Origin of the sequence: Paenibacillus sp. FSL R7-269 (assembly GCF_000517865.1) — a bacterium.
Classification (GTDB): domain Bacteria; phylum Bacillota; class Bacilli; order Paenibacillales; family Paenibacillaceae; genus Paenibacillus_AQ.
In genome coordinates, this window is sequence record NZ_ASPS01000020.1 from 83,730 (window position 1) to 108,087 (window position 24,358).

Annotated in this window: 18 protein-coding genes; 3 read left to right on the forward strand and 15 right to left on the reverse strand. The window is 51.2% G+C overall.

Annotated elements, in window-relative coordinates; translation table 11 throughout:
- Positions 1-143: 143 nt before the first annotated feature.
- On the reverse strand, positions 144-2,465 hold the full coding sequence (locus C162_RS09760; protein ID WP_036694202.1) for a universal stress protein: 2,322 nt from the start codon (positions 2,463-2,465) through the stop codon (positions 144-146).
- An 89-nt stretch (positions 2,466-2,554) separates the two neighbouring features.
- Here C162_RS09760 and C162_RS09765 point away from each other — a divergent pair, with 89 nt between their 5' ends.
- On the forward strand, positions 2,555-3,730 hold the full coding sequence (locus C162_RS09765; protein WP_036693928.1) for a hypothetical protein: 1,176 nt from the start codon (positions 2,555-2,557) through the stop codon (positions 3,728-3,730).
- 148 nt (positions 3,731-3,878) lie between these two features.
- Here the strand turns inward: C162_RS09765 and kdpC are convergent, their stop codons facing one another.
- The 13 genes from kdpC to C162_RS09825 all read right to left on the reverse strand — a co-directional run bounded on the left by kdpC (position 3,879) and on the right by C162_RS09825 (position 22,039).
- Positions 3,879-4,499, reverse strand: a complete 621-nt coding sequence (kdpC, locus tag C162_RS09770; RefSeq protein ID WP_036693929.1) for a potassium-transporting ATPase subunit KdpC — start codon at positions 4,497-4,499, stop codon at positions 3,879-3,881.
- Between the two features lie 44 nt (positions 4,500-4,543).
- Positions 4,544-6,577: a potassium-transporting ATPase subunit KdpB gene (kdpB, locus tag C162_RS09775; RefSeq protein WP_036693931.1), complete on the reverse strand. Its 2,034-nt coding sequence runs from the start codon at positions 6,575-6,577 to the stop codon at positions 4,544-4,546.
- Between the two features lie 18 nt (positions 6,578-6,595).
- Positions 6,596-8,272, reverse strand: a complete 1,677-nt coding sequence (kdpA, locus tag C162_RS09780) for a potassium-transporting ATPase subunit KdpA (RefSeq protein WP_036693933.1) — start codon at positions 8,270-8,272, stop codon at positions 6,596-6,598.
- Between the two features lie 19 nt (positions 8,273-8,291).
- Positions 8,292-8,369 carry a potassium-transporting ATPase subunit F gene (locus C162_RS37595; RefSeq protein ID WP_076154139.1) on the reverse strand — a complete coding sequence of 26 codons (78 nt, stop codon included), beginning with the start codon at positions 8,367-8,369 and terminating at the stop codon, positions 8,292-8,294.
- Between the two features lie 227 nt (positions 8,370-8,596).
- Positions 8,597-8,926 (reverse strand): hypothetical protein, encoded by a 330-nt coding sequence (locus tag C162_RS09785; protein WP_036693935.1) that lies wholly within the window; start codon positions 8,924-8,926, stop codon positions 8,597-8,599.
- Between the two features lie 233 nt (positions 8,927-9,159).
- Positions 9,160-9,876: a response regulator gene (locus tag C162_RS09790; protein WP_036693936.1), complete on the reverse strand. Its 717-nt coding sequence runs from the start codon at positions 9,874-9,876 to the stop codon at positions 9,160-9,162.
- Positions 9,869-12,529 (reverse strand): sensor histidine kinase, encoded by a 2,661-nt coding sequence (locus tag C162_RS09795; RefSeq protein ID WP_051493358.1) that lies wholly within the window; start codon positions 12,527-12,529, stop codon positions 9,869-9,871. Before C162_RS09795 ends, C162_RS09790 begins: the two co-directional genes overlap by 8 nt.
- A 134-nt stretch (positions 12,530-12,663) precedes the next feature.
- Positions 12,664-13,812 carry a hypothetical protein gene (locus C162_RS34290; RefSeq protein WP_051493359.1) on the reverse strand — a complete coding sequence of 383 codons (1,149 nt, stop codon included), beginning with the start codon at positions 13,810-13,812 and terminating at the stop codon, positions 12,664-12,666.
- Complete coding sequence (locus tag C162_RS09805) at positions 13,805-15,730, reverse strand: AAA family ATPase (protein WP_036693938.1); 1,926 nt, start codon at positions 15,728-15,730, stop codon at positions 13,805-13,807. The genes C162_RS34290 and C162_RS09805 overlap by 8 nt, the downstream gene beginning before the upstream one ends.
- A gap of 301 nt (positions 15,731-16,031) precedes the next feature.
- Positions 16,032-16,253: a hypothetical protein gene (locus tag C162_RS09810; protein ID WP_051493360.1), complete on the reverse strand. Its 222-nt coding sequence runs from the start codon at positions 16,251-16,253 to the stop codon at positions 16,032-16,034.
- Positions 16,254-16,299: 46 nt separating this feature from the next.
- Positions 16,300-17,070 (reverse strand): flavodoxin family protein, encoded by a 771-nt coding sequence (locus C162_RS09815; RefSeq protein ID WP_036693939.1) that lies wholly within the window; start codon positions 17,068-17,070, stop codon positions 16,300-16,302.
- A 250-nt stretch (positions 17,071-17,320) separates the two neighbouring features.
- On the reverse strand, positions 17,321-21,253 hold the full coding sequence (locus C162_RS09820) for a discoidin domain-containing protein (protein WP_036693942.1): 3,933 nt from the start codon (positions 21,251-21,253) through the stop codon (positions 17,321-17,323).
- Between the two features lie 291 nt (positions 21,254-21,544).
- Complete coding sequence (locus C162_RS09825; RefSeq protein WP_235218393.1) at positions 21,545-22,039, reverse strand: GNAT family N-acetyltransferase; 495 nt, start codon at positions 22,037-22,039, stop codon at positions 21,545-21,547.
- A 210-nt stretch (positions 22,040-22,249) separates the two neighbouring features.
- Here C162_RS09825 and C162_RS09830 point away from each other — a divergent pair, with 210 nt between their 5' ends.
- Entirely contained in the window at positions 22,250-22,723 is a 474-nt protein-coding gene (locus C162_RS09830; protein WP_036693943.1) for a hypothetical protein, read from the forward strand.
- A 77-nt stretch (positions 22,724-22,800) separates the two neighbouring features.
- The gene (locus C162_RS09835) at positions 22,801-23,394 is read left to right on the forward strand and encodes an AAA family ATPase (protein WP_036693944.1); all 594 of its coding nucleotides are present in this window, start codon (positions 22,801-22,803) and stop codon (positions 23,392-23,394) included.
- A 23-nt stretch (positions 23,395-23,417) separates the two neighbouring features.
- On the opposite strand, the gene C162_RS09840 is transcribed toward C162_RS09835, so the two are convergent.
- On the reverse strand, positions 23,418-24,335 hold the full coding sequence (locus C162_RS09840) for a class I SAM-dependent methyltransferase (RefSeq protein ID WP_036693946.1): 918 nt from the start codon (positions 24,333-24,335) through the stop codon (positions 23,418-23,420).
- Between the last annotated feature and the right edge of the window lie 23 nt (positions 24,336-24,358).

Consider the following 24,358-nt stretch of genomic DNA (forward strand, 5'->3'; position numbering starts at 1 on the left):
GTTAAATGAACATCTGTTCATTAGGTTAGCAGCGGGGACTCAATCGCGCAATTGCCAATGACGCCGAGGATGTCAATTACTGAACAAACCCGTGTAAATTGTACATTACCCGCACAGTGCCGCAGGGCTGTATGCAGACAGGTTCATTCCATCATCTGCGTATGAACGGCCACGATCAGCATATCCATATGCCGGGCATGCCGCAGGAGATATTGAACGAAGCTCACCGAGAACAGGCTGCGCAGGAAGTGTCTGCGGGATTGGCCGATGATAACCTGTGTAGTCTGCATGTCATTCATCTGCTGGAGCAGATGCTTATAGAGATGCTTGCGGCTTCCCGCCTCCGTAATGTCCATTACCCCGCCCAGCCGTTCGGTCAGAGCCTTCAGCGTATCCAGCCTCTTTTGCTCCTCCGCCGTCTTCATGCGGGCACAGTGTACGTAGTGTACATGCCACTCCGCCTTCAGGCGGTGTGCAATGCGGAAGCCGCGGCGGACCAGCCGTTCCGCCTGCGGTCCTGTGTCTACACAGACGAAGATGACCTCCCGTCTGCTCCAAGGTCCGCGCAAGGCAGGCTCCCGTTCCCAGGCCTCCAGCCGCTCATCCACATCGTCGGCAATCTCGCGCAGGGCCAGCTCACGCAGGGCGATCAGATTGCCGATTTTGAAAAAAGACTCCAGCGCTTGATTGACTTTCTCCCGCGCGTAGATCTTCCCTTCACGCATCCGCTGCTGCAGCATCTGCGGAGTCACATCAATCAGCTCCACCTCACTCGCCATTCGCAGGATGGCATCCGGCACCGTCTCGCGCACACGCACACCGGTTAACTGCTCCACCGCATCGTTCAGGCTCTCCAGATGCTGCACATTGACCGTGGTAATGACAGAGATCCCGTTCTCCAGCAACTGGATGACATCCTCGTAACGCTTCCGGGTGAGGCTTCCGGGAACATTGGTGTGAGCCAGCTCATCCACCAGCACCACCTCGGGATGGCGGGCGATAATGGCCGCTGTATCCATCTCTGTAAGCTCCGTGGACTGGTAGGCAATGCGTGCTCTCGGAATCATCGTTAACCCGCCCACCTGGTTGCCGGTTTCTTCTCTCCCATGGGTCTCCAGCAGCCCGATGACCACATCGATGCCCCTGCCCAGCAGCAGATTTCCTTCCTGGAGCATCTTGTAGGTTTTGCCTACGCCGGGGGTTGCGCCGATGTACACCTTGAAAGTGCCCCGGCGGATATCCTCGATCCGCCGCTCCAGCTCCCGGCCGGTCAGCCGGTGGAACGGTTCTGCCGCCATCTTCACGGCGGGGCGGACCGGCAGCACCCGTTCTCCTTCCTGCTCGGCACGGTCAGCCATCAGGAACACATCGATATTCCGCGTACGCCGCAGGACACGGCTGGCTATGGAGCCTTGCCACTTCTCCTGCCAGCGGCTTTTCTGCGAATGACCCATCACAATCCGGGTGACATTGTTCTGAATGGCATAGCGCACAAGCATGGTGGGCAGCATCCGCAGGCGCAGCAGCTCCAGCTCCTCGAACCGGGCCTGAATCCGCTCGGTCAGCTTGCGGATGGAGCGCTTGAATACCTGCTGATCTTTGGTCAGCGGACGGCCCCGCAACAGGAAGGTAACGATAAGGAGGTCTCCGTTCAGCCGCTTCGCAATTTGCTGTCCCCTTCTAATATAGAGGGAGCCATTCCAGTGATACTGCGCGGATACCAGTATCCGCTCTGTCGCGCCTGACGGGCCGATCAGTCCCTCGGCCTCGCGGTGCTTTTCCAGGGAGTCATTGACCCCTTCGGCCATCAGCCGCAGTGACACCTCACGAAGTACGCCAAGGTTACCCCTGAGGGATAGTGCCGGATGCGCGCCCTCACCAAGCACCCCCTCCTCCAGCCGCTTGAGAATAGTCTCCGGCGACACATCGATCAGCCGTACCTCATCGGCGAGTTCCAGTGTATTCAGCGGCACAGTTTCCTCCGCGCGGATGCCGGTCATTTCATAGATTTGCTCCCCCACACCGGCCAGCTCATAGACATTAATAGTAGTGATTACGCTGATTCCCTGATCCATCAGATAACGGATGTCCGCAAGCCTTGTAGGGAAGCGGGCCTGCGCACGGTTGCGGTGGGCCAGACCATCGACCAGCAGCACCTCAGGGTTACGCTCCACCAGAGCCTCAAGCGGCAGATCCTTCTCCTCCTTGCCGTCCTTGAGCCAGTGAATACTGGGCACGCGCTCCAGATCGCCAAGCTGCTGAACCGTCTCCGCCCGGCCCATAGTGGAGACCGCACTAATCACCACATCAATCCCCTGATGCTTCAGCAGCTTGCCTTCCTCCAGCATATGATAGGTTTTGCCGGAGCCGCTAACGGAGCCGATGATGATCTTCAGCCGCCCCCGCTGGAGCTGGTAGATCGAATATAAGATGTCCTCCGGGGACTTGCGTTTATAGGTTGGCACCGGCTCACCTTCTTTCAATAGTCTCTGCACATCCTCCATATATGCTATAATTTTCTTCTGAACGCTTTACCAACCATAGGAGGAAAATCATGCACAATTTGAAAAAGTGGCTATTTGGTCTTTTGATTCTTTGTTTACTGGTGTCGCTGGCCCCGGCTTCATTTGCAGAGGGAACAAGTCCCTCTCCGGAAGCAGCCGCCAAAGAAGTGGAGTTTCCGTTAGCCTTTGACCGGGCAACGGGCGATGGAATTACCGCCATCGCAGCGGATGGACAAGGTACAATCATCGTCGTGTCCAACTCGTCCTACTTGAATGTCACAAACGACAACGGGAAAAAGTGGGTTTCCCGAAAACTGCCTTCCAGTGACATGTACAACGTTTTTTATGCCAAGGGACGGTTCTTCCTATCCGTCATTCATGTGAATTCATACAATTCCGCGATTGGCAACTACACGTCTGCGAATGGCGACAAATGGACTCCCTTTATCCTAGAATCAAGCAACGGGAAAGCGACAACTATCGGCAATGTTCAGTTTTTAAATGGACAATATGTGCTGACCGGCAGCCAAGCGGATGATATCAGTCCCATATATACGTCCTCTAATGGAGTGAATTGGAAGGAAGCCAGCCTGTTGCCCGTCGAAGTGCACTACTTGACCTGGAACGGCAACATATACTCTGCCTACTGTGGGGAGTATGAGTTCTTATCAAGACAGGCCATGACGTTGTCCCGCAACCAGTTCCTGACGGATGCCAATGACAATCGCTATGCGGAGCTTGTTCTGTATACGTCGGCCAATTTGGCAAGCTGGACCCAGCAAACGGGAACAGTCAAAAAGGACCTCAACTACAAGTTTAGTGTGAATGACGTTCCCCAAACGAGCTACAATTTAAATCAGGAAGGATACACGCTTGATGGCGTCATCACCTTGTATGATGCGCGAAATACCTATACCTCCAAGAACGGAATTCTGTTTGCCATTCAGAAGGCTCCCTCCGCTATCGTGAATCCGTTTGGCCGAAGCCCGATCTATAAGAAGGGCAGCAAATACTATACCTTTGTTAAGTACTGGTACAGCCCCGGTGTGATTCGCAGCAAAGCTGGAATTTCGTCAGACCGGGTAAAATGGACGATGACGGACCTTGGCTTAACCGTACCTAATAACATGAATGTCATTCAGGCGGGCCAATGGTTTATCGGCATTGGCTATCAGGGCGGAATTTCCCTTTCGGAGAACGGCTTGACCTGGAAAAAAATCCGCTAGCGCATATCCCCAAAAAGAATGTGGGAAGCCCGGCAGTGTCCTCGTGATGCTCCGGGCTTGTTTGCATCCTTTCTCCCAAAATAACACTTACTGCTAAAGGCTAAGGAACTGCAACATAGCTCACATATGGGGGACAGTCCGCTCCTGCTTATTTCCCCATCTCCGTCAGCGCCAGATTCAGCTTCAGGACATTCACCCGTTTCTCTCCGAAAAGCCCCAAATCTCGCCCTTCGGTATGCTCCTTCACCAGCGCTTCAAGGGTATCTGCCGGAATGCCGGTCAGCTTGCTGATCCGGGGAATCTGCACGAGCGCCGCAGCCGGTGAAATATGCGGATCAAGACCCGAGCCGGAATTCGAAATCAGATCCACAGGCAGCTGACTTACAGGGACGCCGGGATTATCCAGCTTCCACTGGGCAATGGAATCCTTGGTCCGCTGAAGCATATCGGGATTCGATGGCCCGTAGTTATTCGATCCCGAAGCCTCAGCCTTGTACCCGATACTCGACACACGGCTTTGGAACATAGCCTGGTTCGTGAAGCTCTGCCCGATCAGCGCAGAACCGACCACCTTCCCGGACGCATCCTTCAGCAGGCTGCCGTTCGCCTGGGCAGGCATCAGCACCTGGGCAAGCGCGGTGGAAGCCAGCGGATAGATCATTCCGCAGAGAATAATGAATACGATGCTTAACCTCACTGTAGTGAAGAAAAAAGCAGCTTTTGAAGCGGAGACCTGCTCTCCGTCTGTCTCATGAGTAGATTGTACCATGATGATTACGCCCTCCTTGTATAGTCAATCGTCTGCCGCACCTTCTAGATCCATATACTGACGAGCATATCAATCAGCTTGATCCCGGCGAAGGGAACAGCGACCCCGCCCAGACCATAAATGACAATGTTGCGCGTCAGCAGCCTGGAGGAGCTCATCGGCTTGTAGGAGACCCCGCGCATAGCGAGCGGAATCAGCAGCGGGATGATGATGGCGTTGAAGATCAGCGCCGAGATGATCGCCGAGCTTGGGGAACCCAGCCCCATGACGTTCAGGGCTTCCATCTCAGGAATAGCGAGCGTGAACATCGCCGGTATAATCGCAAAATATTTGGCAATATCGTTAGCGATACTGAACGTGGTCAGCGCTCCGCGTGTCATAAGGAGCTGCTTCCCGATGGCTACAACCTCGATGATCTTGGACGGATCAGAATCCAGATCGACCATATTGGCTGCTTCCTTGGCAGCGGTTGTCCCGCTGTTCATCGCCAGCCCCACATCGGCCTGAGCCAGCGCCGGAGCATCGTTGGTTCCGTCTCCAGTCATAGCTACTAGCTTGCCCTCGTTCTGCTCCCGGCGGATTACCGCAATCTTATCTTCCGGGGTACTCTCGGCAATGAAATCATCGACTCCGGCTTCACGGGCAATCGTAGCGGCGGTCAGCGGGTTGTCCCCGGTACACATGATCGTCTTGATCCCCATGCTGCGCAGCTCGTCGAAGCGCTCCTTCATCCCGGGCTTCACCGTATCCTTCAGATAGATCAGCCCATAAATCCGGTTGTCTACGGCAACCGCGAGCGGAGTGCCGCCCAGCCGTGCAATGGCATCCGAGTTGGTATCCAGATCGGACGGTACGGCCCCGCCCCGGGACAGCACCCACTTCTTCACGGAATCGACCGCTCCCTTACGCACTGAGCGCCCGTCCCGCAGATCCATCCCGCTCATCCGGCTCTCTGCCTTGAACTCAATGAACTCCCCGCCGTCCGCGAGGCTGCTGTCATATTGGAGTTCCAGCTTCTTCGCCAGCTCCAGGACAGAGCGCCCTTCCGGCGTCTCATCCTTCAGCGAGCTGACCGCCGCCCAGGACGCAAGCTCGGCTACAGTTGCTTCGCCTACCGCAGCGAACTCACTGGCCATCCGGTTCCCGAAGGTAATCGTCCCCGTCTTATCCAGAATCATCGTATTGATATCCCCGGCGGCTTCCACCGCCTTCCCGGACATCGCCAGGACGTTGAACTGCGTCACCCGGTCCATTCCCGCAATCCCGATGGCCGACAGCAGCCCGCCGATGGTGGTCGGAATCAGGCAGACGAGCAGTGCGATCATGACCGGAATCTCCAGCTTCACCCCGATATAATCCGCGATGGGACGCAGGGTGACGACGACAATCAGGAAAATAATCGTGAGGCTGATCAGCAGCGTGTTCAGAGCAATCTCATTCGGTGTCTTCTGGCGCTTCGCGCCTTCGACCAGCGAGATCATCCGGTCCAGGAACGATTCCCCCGGATCACTGGTGATCCGCACCTTGATCTGGTCGCTGACTACGCGGGTACCGCCGGTCACGGAGCCGAAGTCGCCTCCAGCTTCCTTAATGACCGGAGCCGACTCCCCGGTGATGGCCGATTCGTCCACAGAAGCCAGCCCCTCGGTCACTTCCCCGTCGCCGGGAATCAGTTCGCCCTGGCTGACGATTACGATATCGCCTTTGCGCAGCTCAGAGGCCGGCACCTGCTTGACCGAGGGTCCTGCCAGCTTATTGGCGGTGATGTCCTGCTTGGTTTTTTTGAGCGAATCGGCTTGCGCCTTGCCCCGGCCCTCCGCCAGCGCTTCTGCGAAGTTAGCGAACAGCACGGTAAACAGCAGGATGAAGAACACGGTTATATTGAAGCCCACCGCATGCTCCGCATGGAAATACCCGGGCACAAGCACCATGAGCAAGACGATAACCGTCCCAACCTCCACGACGAACATGACCGGATTCTTCATTAACGTCACCGGGTTCAGCTTCACCAGACTATCCTTGGCAGCACTTAGCAGGATGGGACCCGTCAGCAGCTTCTTTTTGTGTACAGTACTCATTCTCTTCTCTCCCTCTCCCTACCGTAAAGTCAAATATTCAGCAACCGGACCGAGGACAATCACCGGCAGGAAGGTCAGCGCGCCGATAATCAGCACCGTACCAATCAGGATGCCAGTGAACAGGCCGTTGTCTGTGCGGAAGGTTCCAATGGTCTCAGGCACCGGCTTCTTGCGCAGCAGGGAACCGGCCACCGCCAGCATGGCGATCATCGAGACATACCGGCCCAGCAGCATGACAACCCCGGTGGTGATATTCCAGAAGGAGGTATTATCCGCCAGCCCTTCGAAGCCTGAGCCGTTATTGGCCGCAGCCGATACGTATTCATACAGCACCTGGGTCATTCCGTGGAAGCCGGGGTTACTGATACTGCCTTTACCGAGCTCCGTCAGAAAAGCAGCAGCCGTAGGCACCAGTATAATCAGCGGATGAATCAGAATCGCGATGGCGATCAGCTTCATCTCCCGTGCTTCAATTTTGCGGCCCAGGAACTCCGGCGTCCGGCCCACCATCAGCCCGCAGAGGAACACGCCGAGGATCGCATACATGAGCATATTGATCAGCCCGACACCTTTGCCGCCGAACACGTTATTCAGCATCATGAGGGTCAGCGGGGTAATACTGCCGAGCGGCGTCAGCGTATCATGCATATTGTTCACACTGCCGGTGGTGGCCGCCGTTGTAACGGTGGTGAACAGCGCCGACTGTGCGATGCCGAACCGGACCTCTTTGCCCTCCATGCTGCCCTGTGAAGCGTCTATGCCCATGGCGTTAATCGCCGGGTTGCCTGCACTTTCCGCAGCGTAATTCACTCCGAGCAATACCACGAACAGCGTCATCATCGCGCCAAAAATCATCCAGCCCTGCCGCTTGTTCCCGGCGAACTTCCCGTACATATACGGCAGAGATGCGGGCAGCAGCCACATGGAGAGGATCTCCAGCACATTGCTCAGCGGTCCCGGATTCTCAAATGGATGCGCAGCGTTGGCTCCGAAGAAGCCCCCGCCGTTCGTGCCGATGTGCTTAATGGACTCCAGGGAGGCCACCGGACCGATCGCAATCTGCTGGGTCTGCCCTTCGAGCGTGTTCACTTCCAGCGTAGGTTTCAGGGTTTGCGGCACATGAAGAGCTACAAGCGCCATTGTTACAAGCAGTGCCAGCGGAATGAAGATCCGGATATGCGCTTTGACGAAGTCCTCGAAGAAGTTCCCCACCGAGCGGCGGCCTGTAATCCCTCTGACAAAAGCAACCGCGACCGAGAAGCCGCTGGCAGCCGAGGTGAACATCAGCATCGTCATGACCGCCATCTGTGAGAAGTAGGACACGCCCGTCTCCCCGCTGTAATGCTGCAGATTCGTATTGGTGATGAAGCTGATCACCGTGTTGAAGGTTAGGGTCTCTTCCATATTGCCAATCCCGCCCGGGTTGAGCGGAAGCCCCTTTTGCAGCCGCAGAAAGAGATAACTGAATACCACCAGTACAATGTTCGTTACGATGAAGCTGAGCGCATATTTCTTCCAGGACATCCCGCCCCGCTGCTTCAGCCCGATCAGACGATAAATCCCCTTCTCCGCTGCACCGAACACCCGGTCTGTCCGGTTCGGTTCATTCGAGAATACATGATATAGATAAGTGCCCACCGGCTTCACCAGCAGTACGAGTATTAAGATGACGACTAGAATCTGTACAATCCCCACGGATGGCCCTCCTTAGTAGTTAGAATTTCTCAGGATGAATCAAAGCATAGCCCAAATACAGAAACAGCAGTGCAGTAGCTGCGAGGACAACCGCCATTACTCCGTCCCCCCTTGCTCATCGGTCACACGGCTGCACCATTGTACAAACGCGTAGAACACGGTGAATATTGCTGCCAGCATTGCCATCATATACACATCCATCATCGTCTTTGCCACTCCTCACCTTATGGTAATCGCTCTCTTGTAACTTCCGGTCTAGCGTATCATTTCTCCCATTAGTTCAGGGTAAGGGTTTCCTCAGGCGCATTAAGATTGTATTAAGACTTAGGAGGGATGGTAAATCTCTTCACCCAGCACCCTGTTGACTGCCCCGATAAAAGCACCATAACCCCCGTCCGCCTCCATCCGGTGCGGCAGCGCCCAGGCAAGGATTACTTCCGTCTCCTGACGATCGAACTCGAAGCTGATCACCAGCAGCTCACTGACCTCACGGGCCGAAGCCCCGCCGGCAAAACGGGCCGCAGCAGCATACACCCCGCTATTCTCATAGGTGCACTCTTGCAGCAGACAGATCCGGTCATAATGCCGCTTGATCAGCACCAGCAGCGCCGTCAGCACGCTCACCCATCCGATATTCCTCACCCACACATCCATCTCCAAGCCTTCTCTCCAGTAGGTTAACTTCAGAATTCAGCGTACCACTCCCGCCATTAGTTCAGGATTAGGGTTTGCTTCAGCAGATTAAGATTACGTTAAAATACCGCCGGCACGCCGCTCCAGCAGCTCTTGCAGCATCCCCCGGAACAGCAAAAAAACCATGCCTGCTCAGGCATGGTTAGGAACACTATGAATTACTTTTGCGCGCTATACGGCTTCCGTAAGCCGGTTCAAATCACTCTGCTATCGTCTCCCGCTTGCAGCATCCGGTAGCCCACACCTATATGGGTCTGGATCACCTTGGGCTGGGAAGGGCTGCGCTCAATCTTCTTGCGGAGCGTAGCCATGAATACACGGAGCGCGGGAATATCATAGGTAGGACTGCCCCAGATTTCATGCAGGATATAATTATGGGTCAAGACCTTGCCGACATTCTTCGCCAGCAGACACAGCAGCTTATACTCAATCGGCGTCAGGTGGATCTCATCACCCTCCAGCCAGACACAGCCCGCCGCATAGTCAATCCGCAGATTTCCGTTCGCAAAAAAGGCTGAATCCTTCATCAGCTTCTCGCCGTCCCCCCGGATCCGCCGCAGACTGACCCGCAGCCGGGCGAGCAGCTCCTCCACGCTGAAGGGCTTGGTCAGATAATCATCGGCTCCGGCATCCAGCGCTTCGATCTTGTCGCGGTCCTCACTGCGGGCACTGACCACGATGATCGGAAGGTTCGACCAGGCCCGGATTTTCCGGATAATATCCACACCGTCCATATCGGGCAGACCAAGGTCTAGGATCATCAGATCCGGCTGACTGGATACCGCCTCCAGGATGGATGCCTCCCCTGTCTCTGCGGTATGGTATTTATAGCCCTGAGTCTCCAGGGTTGTGGTAATCAGCTTGCGGATCGGCTTGTCGTCTTCGACGACCAGAATCATGGGTTTATTCATGGACATTCACCTCCTCTGCCAGCAGGGTGAAGCGGAAGACCGTTCCCTGCGGTGCATGATCTTGTACTTCAATATGCCCGCCATGGGCATGAATAATTGATTTGCAGAGCGCAAGGCCCAGGCCCAGACCGCGCCTGCCATCTCCCCGCACGTTATCCGCCGTATAGAACATTTCGAAGACTTTGGACTTCGCTTCCGGGGATATTCCCGGCCCGTCATCAGCGACCTCGACCACAACAAGCCCCTGCTCCTGTCTGGCAGATAGCGTAATATGTGAACCAGACCCGCTATACTTAATCGCATTATCCACCAGGTTGATGATCACCTGAATGATCAGCCGTGAATCCATCCTGGCCATCAGCAGCTCCTCTTCGAGCACCACCCGGATCACATGATCCTCCTTGTTGCGGTTCACATGCAGCAGCGCTTCCGCGATCACTTCCTCCAGCAGCTCCGCCTGAAAATTCAAATGAAGCGCCCCATTGTCAATCCGGGTAATCGACAGCAGATTCTCCACCAGATTGATCAGCCAGATCGAATCGTCATAGATATCGCTGTATAACTCCTGCTTCTGCTCCTCGCTCAGCACCGCCGAGTTGCCGATCAGAATGCCCGCATTGCCGGAAATACTGGTAAGCGGCGTGCGCAGATCATGCGAGATGCCGCGCAGCAGATTGGCGCGCAGCTGCTCCTGCCGGATTTGCAGGGAGCTTTCCTTTTGCAGCTCGTTCAGCTTGTCTTTCTCCAGAGCGAGGGCGCATTCGCCTAGCATAGCAATCATCAGACTCGACTCGAACACCTCCAGCGGCTCTTCCTGCTGCATCACAATTCCTGCCACCGCAAACACCGTATCGCCGCTTCGCACCGCATGATACATACATTGGGCCGCCGAGAAGGTATCGGTAGACGCTCCAGCCCGTTTATTATTCCGCAGCACCCATTCCGCTACCTCGCGCTCCGATTCCAGCCTATCCTTTTCGTTATTCACTGCACTCCCATCCTTGCTGTACACGAGCGGCTCCGACAGTCCATCGCCCTCAACCTCATAGATGATGATGCTCCGGTCCAGCAGCTTGAGCATTTGCAGCGCGGTCTCGCTCAGGATGGCGGGTGTGTCTTTGGCCTGCTGGAGCTTCCGGCTGGTCTCCAGGAGCACCTCGGTGCGGTACGCTTTTTGCGCCGATTCTCTGGCCTGCTCCTTCACCCGCAGCGTCAACGTACTGGTGATGAACGAGGCGGCCAGCATCACGAGGAAGGTCACCGGATACCCGGAATCATAGGCCTGAAGCGAGAAATAAGGCTCGGTGAAAAAATAGTTAAAGACCAGCACGCTCAAAATCGATGTCACCGCGCTGTACAGCCGTCCTTTTGTAACCATCGCATCGAGCAGAACACCCAGAATATAGACTGTGATAATGTTCGCTTCACTGAAGCCGAGAACCTTGAACCATAATCCGATGATCGTGCAGACCAGCAGAATCCCCAGGGTTTTGCCCGTATCAGCCAGGGAGAGAAGCGGAGGTCTGGCATATTGCGGAATTTTGGATTGCAAGGCAGACTCCTGATCCGGGATGATATACATGTCGATATTCGGGGCAGCAGCCGTCAGTTTGTCTATGAAATTGGAAGCGGCCGGCCAATGGCTGCGATTCTGCGACCGGCCCAGGATGATTTTGGAGACCCGGCTGGTTTTGGCATATTCGGCAATCTGTCCCGGCACATCCTCCCCGTACACAGTGGCAACCTGCGCACCAAGCTGTTCGGCCAGCCGCAGATTCTCCCGCAGCTCCGACTTGTTCCTTGCCGTTAACTCTTTCGTTCGGGAGGTCTCCACGTAGAGTGCAGTGAATTCCCCCTGAAGGGCTTCGGCCATTCTCGCCGCTGTGCGGATGACCTTCTTATTGGATATTGCCGATGACAGGCAGACCAGAATATGTTCTCTGCTGTACAAGCTGGCCTCCACTGCCCGTTCTCCTAACCTGCCCTCAAAACGTTTGAACTGATCAGCCCTGTACCTTAGAGCCATTTCCCGCAAAGCGCTCAGCTTCTGGGGAGTGTACAGATCCCCCGCCTCCTGCCGGAGTAGTTCCGTGGAAAAGATTAGCCCCTCATGCAGACGCTTCAGCCAAATGTCCGGACTGATATCAATGAACTCGACCTGGTCGGCACGATCGAACACACTGTCGGGAATGCGCGCTGTTACAGGCATTCCGGTCATAGATGCTACAACATCGGTCATGCTTTCCAGCTGTTCTATGCTAACTGAAGTATAGACATCTATTCCCGCGCGCAACAGCTCCTCCACATCCTGATACCGCCGCTTGTGGCGTACTTCCGGAGCATTGATGTGGGCCAACTCATCCAGCACAATCAGGTCCGGCCTCCTGCCGATCGCCTGGTCAAGATCGAATTCCCGCAGGGTGGTCCCGTTTACAGGAATGTCCAGCGGCGGCAACAGCTCCAGTCCATTAATAAGCTCCGCAATATCTGCTGTGTCATGGGCTACCATATAGCCCGCCAGCACCTGTTGGCCGTTCTTCTGCTCCGCACGGGCAGCCTCCAGCATCGCCCGGGTCTTCCCTGCTCCCGGTACATAACTGAAGAATATCCTCAGCCTGCCGCGCTGCTTCTTCGCTGTATTTTCCCCTATCATCTGAAGGTTTCCTTCCCTCTAAGCCCATCTATAGAGCAGCCATTGTACACTTTAGCGTTAGTATAGCATGTGCATAATGAGCATAGTATTACGGATTCGGCTGTGGCATTAAGATTGTATTAAGATGTGAGGCTCTAACTGTTTCGATGAATGATGTCATATGCTAGTTTGGATAAAGGCCTCTTTCCAAATTCGTGCGGCTCCAATGCGAAGCCATATTGAAATAGATTTAGTTCCTTATCACTCAGATTAAGACTGCTTAGAAGTTCCTTCAGATCTGCCTTGTATGCTTCACTATAGGCATTCTTCTTGTACAATAATTCCCGTACATAATCTTTATGGCTCTGATAGACCTTATTTAGATTAAATAATTCAATGTTGTTATGTATAGGGATGGATTCCAGCCCCGTTATGGAAGTAACCAATTCCAGTTCAAAATCAGTATCCTCCCCCAATAATGAATCAATCTTCATATTTGGCCCAAGCAGGATCTGAAAATAAGTATCTTGATCAAAACCAGCAGTATAAGGATTAAGAATTTTGATGCCCTTATCCAATTTGAATCTGGAGTTGCATATTTGACAAGAAGGAACAAAATTAAATATGGATAATGAGAACAGTGTGAATTGAGATTTTGGATAAAAGTGATCCAGATCTGCTGTAGTTTTGAATTTGTTTTTATCTAAAAATTGAGTAATAAATTGCCGATTGCAATAAGGACAAACATCGATTCCTATTCGATTCAGAAGATGATGCCGGAACTCTGCTTTTATATATTTTTCGTAATTGAATATATTGTTAAGATTAATATTTAACACTTCTATACCTCTTCTTATCTCATCAATGAAACGGTCAAAGAAAAGCTTGCTTTTACTATAATTATGATGTTTCTTCAATATAGGTTCTATCCAATCTGAACGATAAGTGTCAACATATTTCTCCCTGTATTCCATCCGCTTAACTTGTTTACAGGATGTTTCTCGTCGTTCAAGTTCTTTGTTAATTCGAAAGCCGCTGTAATAGACAAGTTGACAGGTTCTCATATAACTATCGATATCAGGATATTGGTTCTGTATATCTTCCAAAGAGGCTGTGAGTAGCTTTCGCACAAGCTGGTCGTCCAGAATACCCGTCCCATTTTCAAGTAAAGCGGATACAGGCTGTTGTGTGAATGTATTAATAGAGTGGATACAATCCTTGTACCGCTTCTTGATCCCGTCCTCCATCTCGGCTAGATACAAATCCGCTACGCTGGTTATTCGGTTAGGACTGATCTTAATCATTACTCTTTCCACCTCTTTTTTTCTTAAGTAGTTCAAGCTCCTTTTCCAGTTCAGCGATACGCACCTCATCTTTAAAATTCATGTTCGCCTGTATACGAATGACCTGTGCTTCAAGATGGGATTGGAGTTTTATACGGATTACTGCCTCACCGATACCGGCAATAATCGTATGTACCTTTTTAATCTCGCTAGGGTCATACTCTGTCCAGTCGTTCATCCGCTTCATCAGATCCGAAAAGAGTTGCTTCGCAAACGCCCCCATTGGTGCTCCAAGGAAAAAGTCGCTTTTAACAATGTCATAAAAATTGCTCATTAGCCCAAATTCAGCTGCCTTAACGATTCGATAAAGCTTCTCTTCCTTATAAAGGATATTAATACAAGTGATATGTTCCTTGGGAATATCGGATACGATGAAGGGAGAATGAGTTGAAAATAGAATTTGATAATGGATGTCACTGCCAATACTAATCTTTGAAATGTACCTCGTGAGATAATAAATGTATTGTCTAGACCACTCGGGATGAAAGGATACATCGGGTTCGTCCATAATCAGAAGAACGCTTTTGGCCTTCTTGTCCTCTAAAGACATATTTATCATGTCATGTAAACTGCTAAAAGCACGGATAAAATCCATTTCCCCTGAACTAAGATATTTATAAGAAATATCCAAGCTATATGAAACACCGTACCTGTTAAAGAAACGATCATAAATCTTTAAGAAATCTTCAACTGAATGATGAATGCCCCCGCTCACCGGAATTCTTATTGTGGCATGAGATTCAAATAGACTAGGTTCGATTTCTTCAAGTGCGATTATAATTGCGGTGAATATATCTACATTAAAATCTACAGCTTCATGTTTTTTCAGTTTTGGCGCAATAGTTTTTCCAATGATATTTAAAATCTTCAATAAGTAGGATTTTCTGTCTTGATAAGTGTTTTTCTCCATGAATTCTTTATGTATCAGGTCAATATGATCTGAATAGCCGTCAGAAGCTGGATAATTAGAAGACCGATAGGCAAAATCAATAATTAGAGCTTCCAGGTAAACTAGAATGAATTTGTCTTTGTTAGCCCATTTAGGTGAAGAAGGATTTAATCGTTGAGAAGAATTGGAGTCCCTTTCACTGAAAAGCAGCAAGTCAAGCTGGTCTTGATATAGAGCAAAACCCAGAATATTGAACATATCATATTTGCTTGCTATATCCGGATTGATACCAACATGCTGGCTAATTTCAAATTCCGCCTGATCAAACGTGAATACATCTTCCAATAGACTATATTCATTGCTCATAAACCGATACAGGCTGGAAAAAGTGGGTTTATTGAGGTAACTTCTTTTAAAACTATTAGTATTATCTTTGCCATCTATTACATTAAGATTCTTAAGCCACAGTCGGTCTGCCTCTTTCGGTTGATAGAGTATCCTCAGTGATTCATTTAACAAGGTTTCTTTTCCCTCTGCCGATAAGTACATTTGGTTATGAATATAATTATCCCACTGCATATTTTGTGTTTTGTAATTATACTTCACACTGATACTATAATCCTTGTCAACCGGTGTGGAAATTCCACTCACATTTCTGGGCAATACTTGATTACCTTCAATCACAAATGTATTCGCTTCAAGAAAATATAGTGCAAACCACTCGGGCTGTTTAAACAATCGGCTGCGTCTTAATTCTGTAGAACCCAACAACTCCAGTAAAGTTGTCTTGCCTGCCCCATTTTTTCCGACGATTAAATTGATATTATTGATATTTTCTCCCCACAAATCATCATACGGATTTTCTTTCGTATTAATTGTCAGCTTCCCTTGAATATAATCAATTTGGAAATCGTTCGTTAAGGTGAAGCTTTGATCTTCAAAGGCTCTACCGATATCCTTGATATAAACATATAATAACTGTGGGTGCATAAATCTCTGCTCCTTTAAATATTCTTTAACTATTCAATAGAATTATGTTATAGCAAAATCTGTAAGTCAATAGAGGGGATACCCGCATGCTTCCCGAATATAAGCTCAGAGCTTAATTTTACATACGATTCTAAGGAACTACTAAGATGACGAATGAACAAAATGGCACACAAGGAACTATGGAACTGATTCTGGGCAGCTTACCAAATACGATACTTATGGGAATATGCACACTATACTGGACAAAGGGCCGCTTGAAGCAGGGATCAGCCTGGATGTGATTGATACAATGGCGAAAACGTTAATTGAGAAACTTCGCCCTCCATTTATACATTCCGCCAGCATATTCACCTGTATACTCACCCTCATGCAGTTTGTTGAAGTTCACTTGATCAATCTCTACGTTCCGCGCTTCACTGCGCTCTTTCTCAGTATAGAGCAAGGCCGCGCCTGAACCGATTAGTCCCACGAGAATCACGGTTAGGCACAGCAGCAGCAGGTTGCGTTTCCACTTTTTTTGCATATTTACTCTCCTTGACGTGAATGAATATATTTTCATTCATTCATAATTAAGCGCGTTTAGCCATTCTTTTACCGAGTCTGTCAAACAGATGTCCGGCCAAGCTCTTAACAGGACCCAGCGAGACCGGATAATAATATGCCGCTTCAAACCAGCCGTTAGCCTGGTAATGACGGAAATCCTTCGACCGCTCATCCAGCATATGCTGAATACTGGTCCGGGATAGCCGGAACATCAGCAAGCGGAACAATGTCGGAGTCGGCGGTGCCGGACGCATCAGGCCTTTGTAGAAGCGGGCCGCAGCCTTGCGGATTCTCACAGCATTCTTCTGCGCGGCTGCCGCGCTAACTGGCTCCATCGTACTAAGCCCACAGCCCCGGGTCACCTGGAACCCGAAGTTCTCGCCCATACTGCTTAGATATTTGCGGATCGCATTCCCGCCGTGAATCCCCTGATTGACGATCGACGTATAGGTCTTACCGAAGAACTGAGGCCGATGGAACACATACGCCAGCCGGTCGAGCAGATTCTTCATCGCTGCCGGAACATGGAACGCGTAATTGGGAGCCGCCATAATCACACCATCCGCGCTCTCCATTTTCTCCACCAGTACATCCCGGTCGTCCCTCAGCGGGCAATATTCTTCGCCTTTATTGAAGCACACCTTGCACCCCCGGCAGAACTCAAGCCTGTAATCCTTCAGAAAAATATACTCAACCTCTACCTCCCCAAAGTTTCTGAGCTGAGCCTCAAATTCGCAGACCGCTCTGTACGTATTGTTCTTTTGCTGATTGCCGATGATTGCGATAACCTTCTTCATGATTGTCCCTCCAGATTAGAATATATAATAGTGACTCCAATTCCTCTCTTCGCTGATTATGAATGAATAATATTATATTCATTCATACAGTATATTAACATAGATATGCGCTAATGTCTGTATTAGGTACAACAATCTTAGAGTGCGTTCCATAGCAAGGAAGTACTGTTGTATTTTTGTCACAATTCATCAAAAGCCAAAAGAGGAGCCCGTTTGGGCCCCTCCTTCACCTCTACACTCTTCACCCTGCCTACTGAATCACCAGTCCAAACCCGCTCTGAATATAATACAAGCTTGGATACGCAATATTGCTGGTCGTCAGGTTGTTGAAGGTCGCCGAGCCGTTGCCGGTATACGTGTAGATGGCCGTTCCCTTATGAGCGCCGGAGAACCGTGAAGTGGTTACTCCATCGAGGCCGGTGCCGTTAATGTTAATGTTGTTAAATACGATACCTGAGAAGCCGCCGCCATATCCGAACTGGATCGCATCGCGCTGGGTGTTGATGATGTCGATGTTCGTGAAGGTTACATTCTTGATCGGGTCAGAGGAAGCTTCAAGGTCAATTGCCCCGCGTTCTCCGTCATACAAGTCACGGCTGGTGCCGCTGTTCATAATCGTCGTATCCGAGAAAACCATCCCCGTATTGCTGTTGAAATGCGCCCCCGGGAAGGTTGTATTTAGCCGAATACCGGAGCCGCCCACCGTGTCGATAATGTAGTTGTGATCCGCCTTGTGACCGCTGCCCCCGAAGATGCCGATAGCGCCAGCACGCCAGTTATTCTCAATCGTATTGTACGAAAAAGTATTATTCACCCCATCTGGCGCCCCGAACGTATTGCTCGGCCAGACGGCCAGTCCGTCGTCCCCGTTATTGCGCACATTGGTATTACGGACGGTAGAGTTGCTGGTCCCCTGGGAGAAGTTGATACCGTCAGCCAGATTGTTACGGATGCGGCTGTTCTCTACAAGCAGATTGTTCGCATAGATCGCCGGCGTCCGCGCATAATCCCCCACCCACATGCCGCACTCAAAATGTTCAATCCAAACGTCATGGATGACCGAATGGTTGCCGAAGTTATCCATCAGGCCTTTATAGATGGCATTCTGGTTGTACCGTGATCTCAGATTCGAGTTCATATAGACATTGCTGAAATCCAGCTTGCCTTGAACACGGAAGGAGATGCCCCCGCCAGCTGCATTGGGATTCGTAAATTGCAGATTGGTGTGCCAATAGCCTGCACCGGTGACCGTGAAGTTGTTAATCATATTGCTGACCGAGCCAATGACCCACATGCTGCTCAGATTAAAAGTTCCCGCCGGAATATAGAGAGATTTCCCGCTGGCGACGGCGTCTGTAACCGCACTGTTGAAGGCGGCCAGGTCGTCCTGTCCGTCTCCTGCCACTGCGCCGTAATCGGTGACCGACACCGAGTTGGCCGGACGGGCGATGGCTGCCGGTACAGGTTCAATCTCCAGGAAGTCCACACCATACTCCAGACTGTCTCCGTTATTCTTCTGAATGCGGATTACATCCCCGGGCTGAAGCGGTGTGTCCAGCTTCCAGTGGACTTCATCGAACCGGAACAGCGGACGTCCGGCACCCGGCGCATCCCCCGGCTGATCTCCAGAAAAGTATTGCCAACCATAATAAGAGGTAAGCGGGATAGTCTTGGCCTTGGTTCCATTCACATATACGTCAAGCGCACCGGTAAGACCCATTCCGTCTGCCGAATCCGGCATCGTGAATCTCATGGTGACTCCCGCCCCGCCTTGCCCCGCCTTCACTGTCCACTGGGCATACGCTCCGTTAGAAGGCAAGGCCACATAACTCTGTCCCGAAGCCTCGGAGGCAGTCAGCGTCTGATCGAAATTCGGTGCAGATCTGAGCGCCGCCGAGCCGCCGCGGGTTGCATCCTCCGTATCATACCGGCTGTACGGAACACTTGCGCCGCGTAAAGCATATACGACCAGGTTAGCATTGTTCACGTTGTTGGCCTGCTTGGTTGTTACCTCATTCGCATCTGCGGCAATCGTTGTAGTGACCGTGTAATTGCCGTTCACTGCATTCCAGGTGCCCGGGAAAGACACCTCTACCAAAGCTCCGGCTGCAATTACGCCGGTGTAGGAGCCTGTGAAGGTCTGCAAGGTAGAGCCTGCGGCATTCTTCAGGGCTACAGTTATTCCATGGGCACTGCCTGCGGAAGCAAGGTTGCCCTGATTTTTGAGACTGACATTGAAGGCCACGTTACTCCCCGCAGCCGGTGTTCCCGGTGACCAGGAGGTCGCTGCGGTCAAGTCGGAGCTGGACACAGGAGCAATGACTAAGGAAGCAGGATTAGTATAGCTATTATTGCTTTCATTCTGCTCCATAATCTGGCTCGCTTCATCGACCTTGGCACTCAGCGGATAAGTTCCGGCTGTTAGCGTCCCTGCATTGTAGGAGACGGATGCCGAAGCTCCTGCTGCCAAAGCCGTTACCGGTGCCGAACCCGCCAGCTCGTTGTTCAGATAGAAATTGACAGTGGTGGCTGCTGCTGCGGCATTGCCAATGTTTTTTACCGTTGCATTCAGAGTTACACTGCCTGTCTCTACCGGAGAAGCAGGAGTCCAGCTCATGCCTGTAATCGTCAGATCCGGGTTCGCTGCCGGTGTGCCGTATACCTGGAATTCAGCGATCTGTCCAGCTGGCGCACCGGAGTTGGCAGTAATGGACAGCTGCAGCCGCTTAACGGTTGCCGTCACGGGAATGGTCACCGTGTTGCCCGAAGCCGGATTGAAGTTGTAGCTTTGAGCTGAAACGAGGCTACTGAAGGTCGTCGTTGACTGATTGTGTCCGAGTACTTGAATGTTCTGGGTCCGGGTCGCCCATTCGGCCGCCGGATTCAGCTTCAGCACAATCGATGAGATTGTATAGTTGGCTCCAAGGTCGAGCGTAAGAGCGCTGGGATTCCCGCTGCCTTCCCAATAAGTAGCCGTGTTGGTATCGTTCGCATTGGCAGCAACGAAATTCTGTGTGCTGGAGGAGGCATTGATCATTTTACCAAGCGCAATATTACCACCAGGGGAAGCCGTCGCTGTTGGAGTTGGTGTTGGAGCTACTGTTGGCACCGGGGTAGGAGTTGGTGTTGGAGTAGGTGCTACTGTAGCTGTAGGGACCGGAGTAGATACCGGGGTCGCTGTAGGTACAGGTGTTGGAGTTGTTGTAGGTGAAGGTGCGGGCGTGGCGATGATTGCAGACGCTACCGTAATTAGATCCAAATTGACATTGCCCGTATCCCCCGCATCGTATTTGTAAGCAATACTATTACTGCCAGCATTCAGCGGGAGGGCTTCAATCTTCGTGCTCCAGGTATCCCAGTTCGCCAGGTTCGGCAAGGTGGTCTGGCGCTGCTTAACTCCGTTCACGTAGATACTGATCGTCTTGTCACTACCGCTTGCATTAGCATACTTCAGTGTAACGTTCCGTGTACCCGCCGCAGGCACATTGACCGTGAAGGTGGTAGCCGGACCTGGAGCCAAATAGTTGTCAACAAAGCCTGCGCCGGAGTATCCGGCATGGTCCGTGTTCACTTGCGCTCCGCCGGATAAGGCAGCAGCCTCTGCTTCATAGGTGCCCGCTGGAACCGGTGATGCAGTAGGCCCGGCTGTAGGCGCAGGAGTTGGGCTGCTGGCACCGTAGATTTCAAGCTCGGACAATTGGCCCGCAGGCCATGTAGTATTCGCACTGAACAGCAGACGGACATAACGCGTGCTGACAGCGGTGAAGTTAATTGTGACCGTATTGCCTGCCACCGAAGGATTGAATTCGTACGCAGACGCACCAGCAATATCTGTAAAGCTAGTGCCATTCGTACCACCCTGTACCGCCAGTGTCTGCGTCCGCGTCTCCCAGCTGACCGGTAACTTCAATACAAGCTGGTCTATACTGGTGAGCGTCCCCAGATCCACCTGAATCCACTGGGGAAAAGCATTATTTGTACTCTCCCAATACGTACCCTGATTGCTGTCCTTAATGTTATCCGGCGTATAATTCTGGGATTGCCCGCTGGCGGTAATGGTTTTGTTGAGTACCAGATTCGTTCCGCCAGCAGCCGACGAACGGGTCAGCGGACCGGCCGCCATGAAGAGTGTTGAGATGAGCAGTGTAACTACAAGCGACCATGTAACATACTTGTTGCGCATTCTATTCCTCCTTAATCTGATGTGGAACGACACACAGTGATATTCACAGCCCTCTAATGATAGCGATTACAACTATTACAAAATCGAAGAATATCTCAGCCTCCACCCTCCCCTCTCTGCAATACACACTCATTATAGGTTTAATGCAGAGCACTCTTTAATAGCTATTTCTACGGAAAAGATAGGTAATTCAATGAAAGTGATCATTGAGAGCAGCCAAGAATAAAAAAAGATCAACTATGGCAGAATCTGACCACCATAATTGACCTTTTCAATAGAATGTAAATGTGTTCATAGAATATTAAGTTCATGTAAGTCCCGGATATACCATGCATCGCAGGCATAGTGCTCGGAACCGGCAAGCGGGCCATCGAGCGTGCTGAACCCGTGCTTGACATAGAAGCGTCCAGCGGCCTGCATCGTCAGCAGCGTCTCCAGGTAACACTTGCGGTAATGCTGCTTAGCGAAGGCAAGCGCCGTATCCAGCAGCTCTGCTGCAACGCCTTGGCCGCGGATGGCTGCGGACAGGTACATTTTCTGCAATTCACAGATCTGCTGCGTTTCATCAAAAGCCGCAATCCCGCAACCGCCAAGCACCTGTCCGTCCACTTCTATAATCCAATAAGCACGGTTCGCCGCGCTATTATAATAGGTATATAAGTCATGCAGGCTGTCATCTGCCCAGGCCAACCCTTCGCGGTTGCCGCCGAATTCAATCAGGCACTCCCGGATAATCCCCTCAATGGCCGCATTATCCTTGCGCTCAATGGGACGGATGGTAATCATATAGTTGTCCTCCTTTTACCCTCTATCTGCTTCGTTTCCTGCTTCAATGTATAGTTAATCTATCATATCATTTCCTTCGTATCGCTGTCACAATGATAAGTACTTGCTGAGAGTAGTGATAGTGGGCAACCTTGTAAAATGCAACTTTGTGTGTCTATACTTTAAGGGTGAATAAATTACAATTTATTCAATAAAATAGTTGGAGGATACATGAATTTTAAATGGAGAAACCTAATCTTTTTTTGTTTATTATTACTGTTAGTTGGATGTAGCGTTAGAGAAGATATCACCCAAAAAGAAATTGATCAATTTATTAACAGCAAGAACCTCGATCATGTGTCGATACAGAAATTAGATAACAACGAGTATTATATTTTTAGCTCACCGTATGTTTATATTTTTCGAAGTTCCTCTGATTATGTTAAATCAACGGGATTAATTAAAGAAGGGATTGTCATCGGGGGGCTAGAGAAGGGCTCAATAGGACTGATTATAAATAATTTACAAGTCTTGAGGGATGCTAAGACCTATGTAGTACTCATAGATGGAAAAACTAGAGAGTATCAATACGGAGGAGAGAAATATCTAATCATCAAGGATAATAGAATATGGAACCCTACTGCTCAGCTAAAAATCACTTTCTTAAGTATTGAAAACAAAAAAATATTTGAAACTGATTATTAAAATGTTGCAAGCTACCCTTCCTGCTATACTAAAATTCGTATACAGCGTAACTATAGGGAATTTAAGGAGTGAGACAGATGAACAAGCTGGTTTTTTTCCTCGGGCCCGGAGGCGCGGGCAAAACCACATTAGCCAAGGCTGTTGCAGCCAGGCGTCCGGCGGCGGTGTTCGATATGGATATTCTGCTGCGTCCGGCAGCAACCGCGATCATGACTATGTATGGGCTTGATCCTGACGATAGAGATTCCGATGAGTATAAAAGACTATGTCGTGATCTTGGCTACCGCATCACTATGGATGCCGCGCTCGATAATATCGGCCTGTCCAGCGATATCTATGTGGTGGGTCCCTTCACCAAAGAAGCGGCCGATCCGGAGTGGATCGGCCGCGAACTGGCGCGCGTAGGGCGCACTTTAGAGGAAGTTGAGGTCAAGGTAGTCATGGTAGGACTTGCGGATGCGGCCATATTCCGTGAACGGCTTGAAGGCAGACATTCCGCACTCGACGCCTGGAAGTTCGCTCATTGGGAGAACTTCAGCGCTTCGCTAGGCCCCCGCACCGTAGCCTGGCCGCTTCCGCCTGCACAGGTGGCGCAGATCGACAATTCCCATCCTGACCGGAATGTCGCGGTAGCGGCGGTGGAAGCTTTTATATATGAAGAGACGACTTAATACAGGATTATGACATCTGGATGCTACCGCTTAACCGCATGAATATAATGAATCGTCTCAAAAGCGCATAGCGCATCACTCCGGCCGCTGAAAAACCTCTCGTTGATCTCTGCCGGTGACAAGTGCTCATAAACCAGCAGACCGGCCCCGGCCAGCAGCTCCTCCATCTCCGGATAACTGAACCAGGACTGCATGGGCTCGCCGCTGGCAGCAGCCATTTGCACCATTTTGGCCACCCGGCCGGACACGCCCTGCTCTTCCATGAGATACTCATCTGCATAATCCAGAACGATAGAGCTTCCTGAGGGAACCCTTGCGAGCAGCTCCGTAATCAGGCGGGCATTCTCCTCCTTGGTGAGGTAGTAGGATACCCCCAGCAGACTAAATAACGTCTTCACCTCAGGATCGAACCCCTGCTCATAAAGGCCGGAATACGAGAATTCGCCCGTGAAGTCCATGGGAACAAGATGAAGATTGCCGGGAACCGCAAGCTGTGCTTCCTTAAGCCTCAGCTGTTTGGATGCCTGGGTAGCAGGAGCGTCCACTTCAAAGATTTCCAGCTGCTCCCCTAGTTCAGGATAACGATAGGCAAAGCTGTCCAGCCCCGCACCAAGAATTACATACTGCTTCAGCCCGAGACTCAGTTCATGCAGCACAATAGCCTCACAGTAGGCAGCACGTGCCAACGGCATGGGGGATAACTGAACCTGGACAATCCATCGCAAGATGGCTTCAGGATCATCCGGGTACCTCTCCGATATCTCGGGACTGAAGAACGCAATTCCCTGCACCATATGCCCGCGGATATCCGCGAACTCTTGCGGTGATATCAGCTTTTGCACCACATCATCATTGAAAATCTTGGGACTGTCATACTGACTGTGATAAGCTCGGCCAAAAGCGGCCACTAAGGCAGTCATGCTGGACTCGTTCTGCTTCATTGGTGGTTCCTCCATAAAAAATA

Bases quoted from the DNA above. Each gene is read 5' to 3' on its own strand.
- C162_RS09765 (WP_036693928.1), top strand. From the start codon at position 2,555: ATGCACAATTTGAAAAAGTGGCTATTTGGTCTTTTGATTCTTTGTTTA.
- kdpC (WP_036693929.1), bottom strand. From the start codon at position 4,499: ATGGTACAATCTACTCATGAGACAGACGGAGAGCAGGTCTCCGCTTCA.
- kdpB (WP_036693931.1), bottom strand. From the start codon at position 6,577: ATGAGTACTGTACACAAAAAGAAGCTGCTGACGGGTCCCATCCTGCTA.
- C162_RS37595 (WP_076154139.1), bottom strand. From the start codon at position 8,369: ATGGCGGTTGTCCTCGCAGCTACTGCACTGCTGTTTCTGTATTTGGGC.
- C162_RS09785 (WP_036693935.1), bottom strand. From the start codon at position 8,926: ATGGATGTGTGGGTGAGGAATATCGGATGGGTGAGCGTGCTGACGGCG.
- C162_RS09790 (WP_036693936.1), bottom strand. From the start codon at position 9,876: ATGAATAAACCCATGATTCTGGTCGTCGAAGACGACAAGCCGATCCGC.
- C162_RS09795 (WP_051493358.1), bottom strand. From the start codon at position 12,529: ATGATAGGGGAAAATACAGCGAAGAAGCAGCGCGGCAGGCTGAGGATA.
- C162_RS34290 (WP_051493359.1), bottom strand. From the start codon at position 13,812: ATGATTAAGATCAGTCCTAACCGAATAACCAGCGTAGCGGATTTGTAT.
- C162_RS09805 (WP_036693938.1), bottom strand. From the start codon at position 15,730: ATGCACCCACAGTTATTATATGTTTATATCAAGGATATCGGTAGAGCC.
- C162_RS09810 (WP_051493360.1), bottom strand. From the start codon at position 16,253: ATGCAAAAAAAGTGGAAACGCAACCTGCTGCTGCTGTGCCTAACCGTG.
- C162_RS09815 (WP_036693939.1), bottom strand. From the start codon at position 17,070: ATGAAGAAGGTTATCGCAATCATCGGCAATCAGCAAAAGAACAATACG.
- C162_RS09820 (WP_036693942.1), bottom strand. From the start codon at position 21,253: ATGCGCAACAAGTATGTTACATGGTCGCTTGTAGTTACACTGCTCATC.
- C162_RS09825 (WP_235218393.1), bottom strand. From the start codon at position 22,039: ATGATTACCATCCGTCCCATTGAGCGCAAGGATAATGCGGCCATTGAG.
- C162_RS09830 (WP_036693943.1), top strand. From the start codon at position 22,250: ATGAATTTTAAATGGAGAAACCTAATCTTTTTTTGTTTATTATTACTG.
- C162_RS09835 (WP_036693944.1), top strand. From the start codon at position 22,801: ATGAACAAGCTGGTTTTTTTCCTCGGGCCCGGAGGCGCGGGCAAAACC.
- C162_RS09840 (WP_036693946.1), bottom strand. From the start codon at position 24,335: ATGAAGCAGAACGAGTCCAGCATGACTGCCTTAGTGGCCGCTTTTGGC.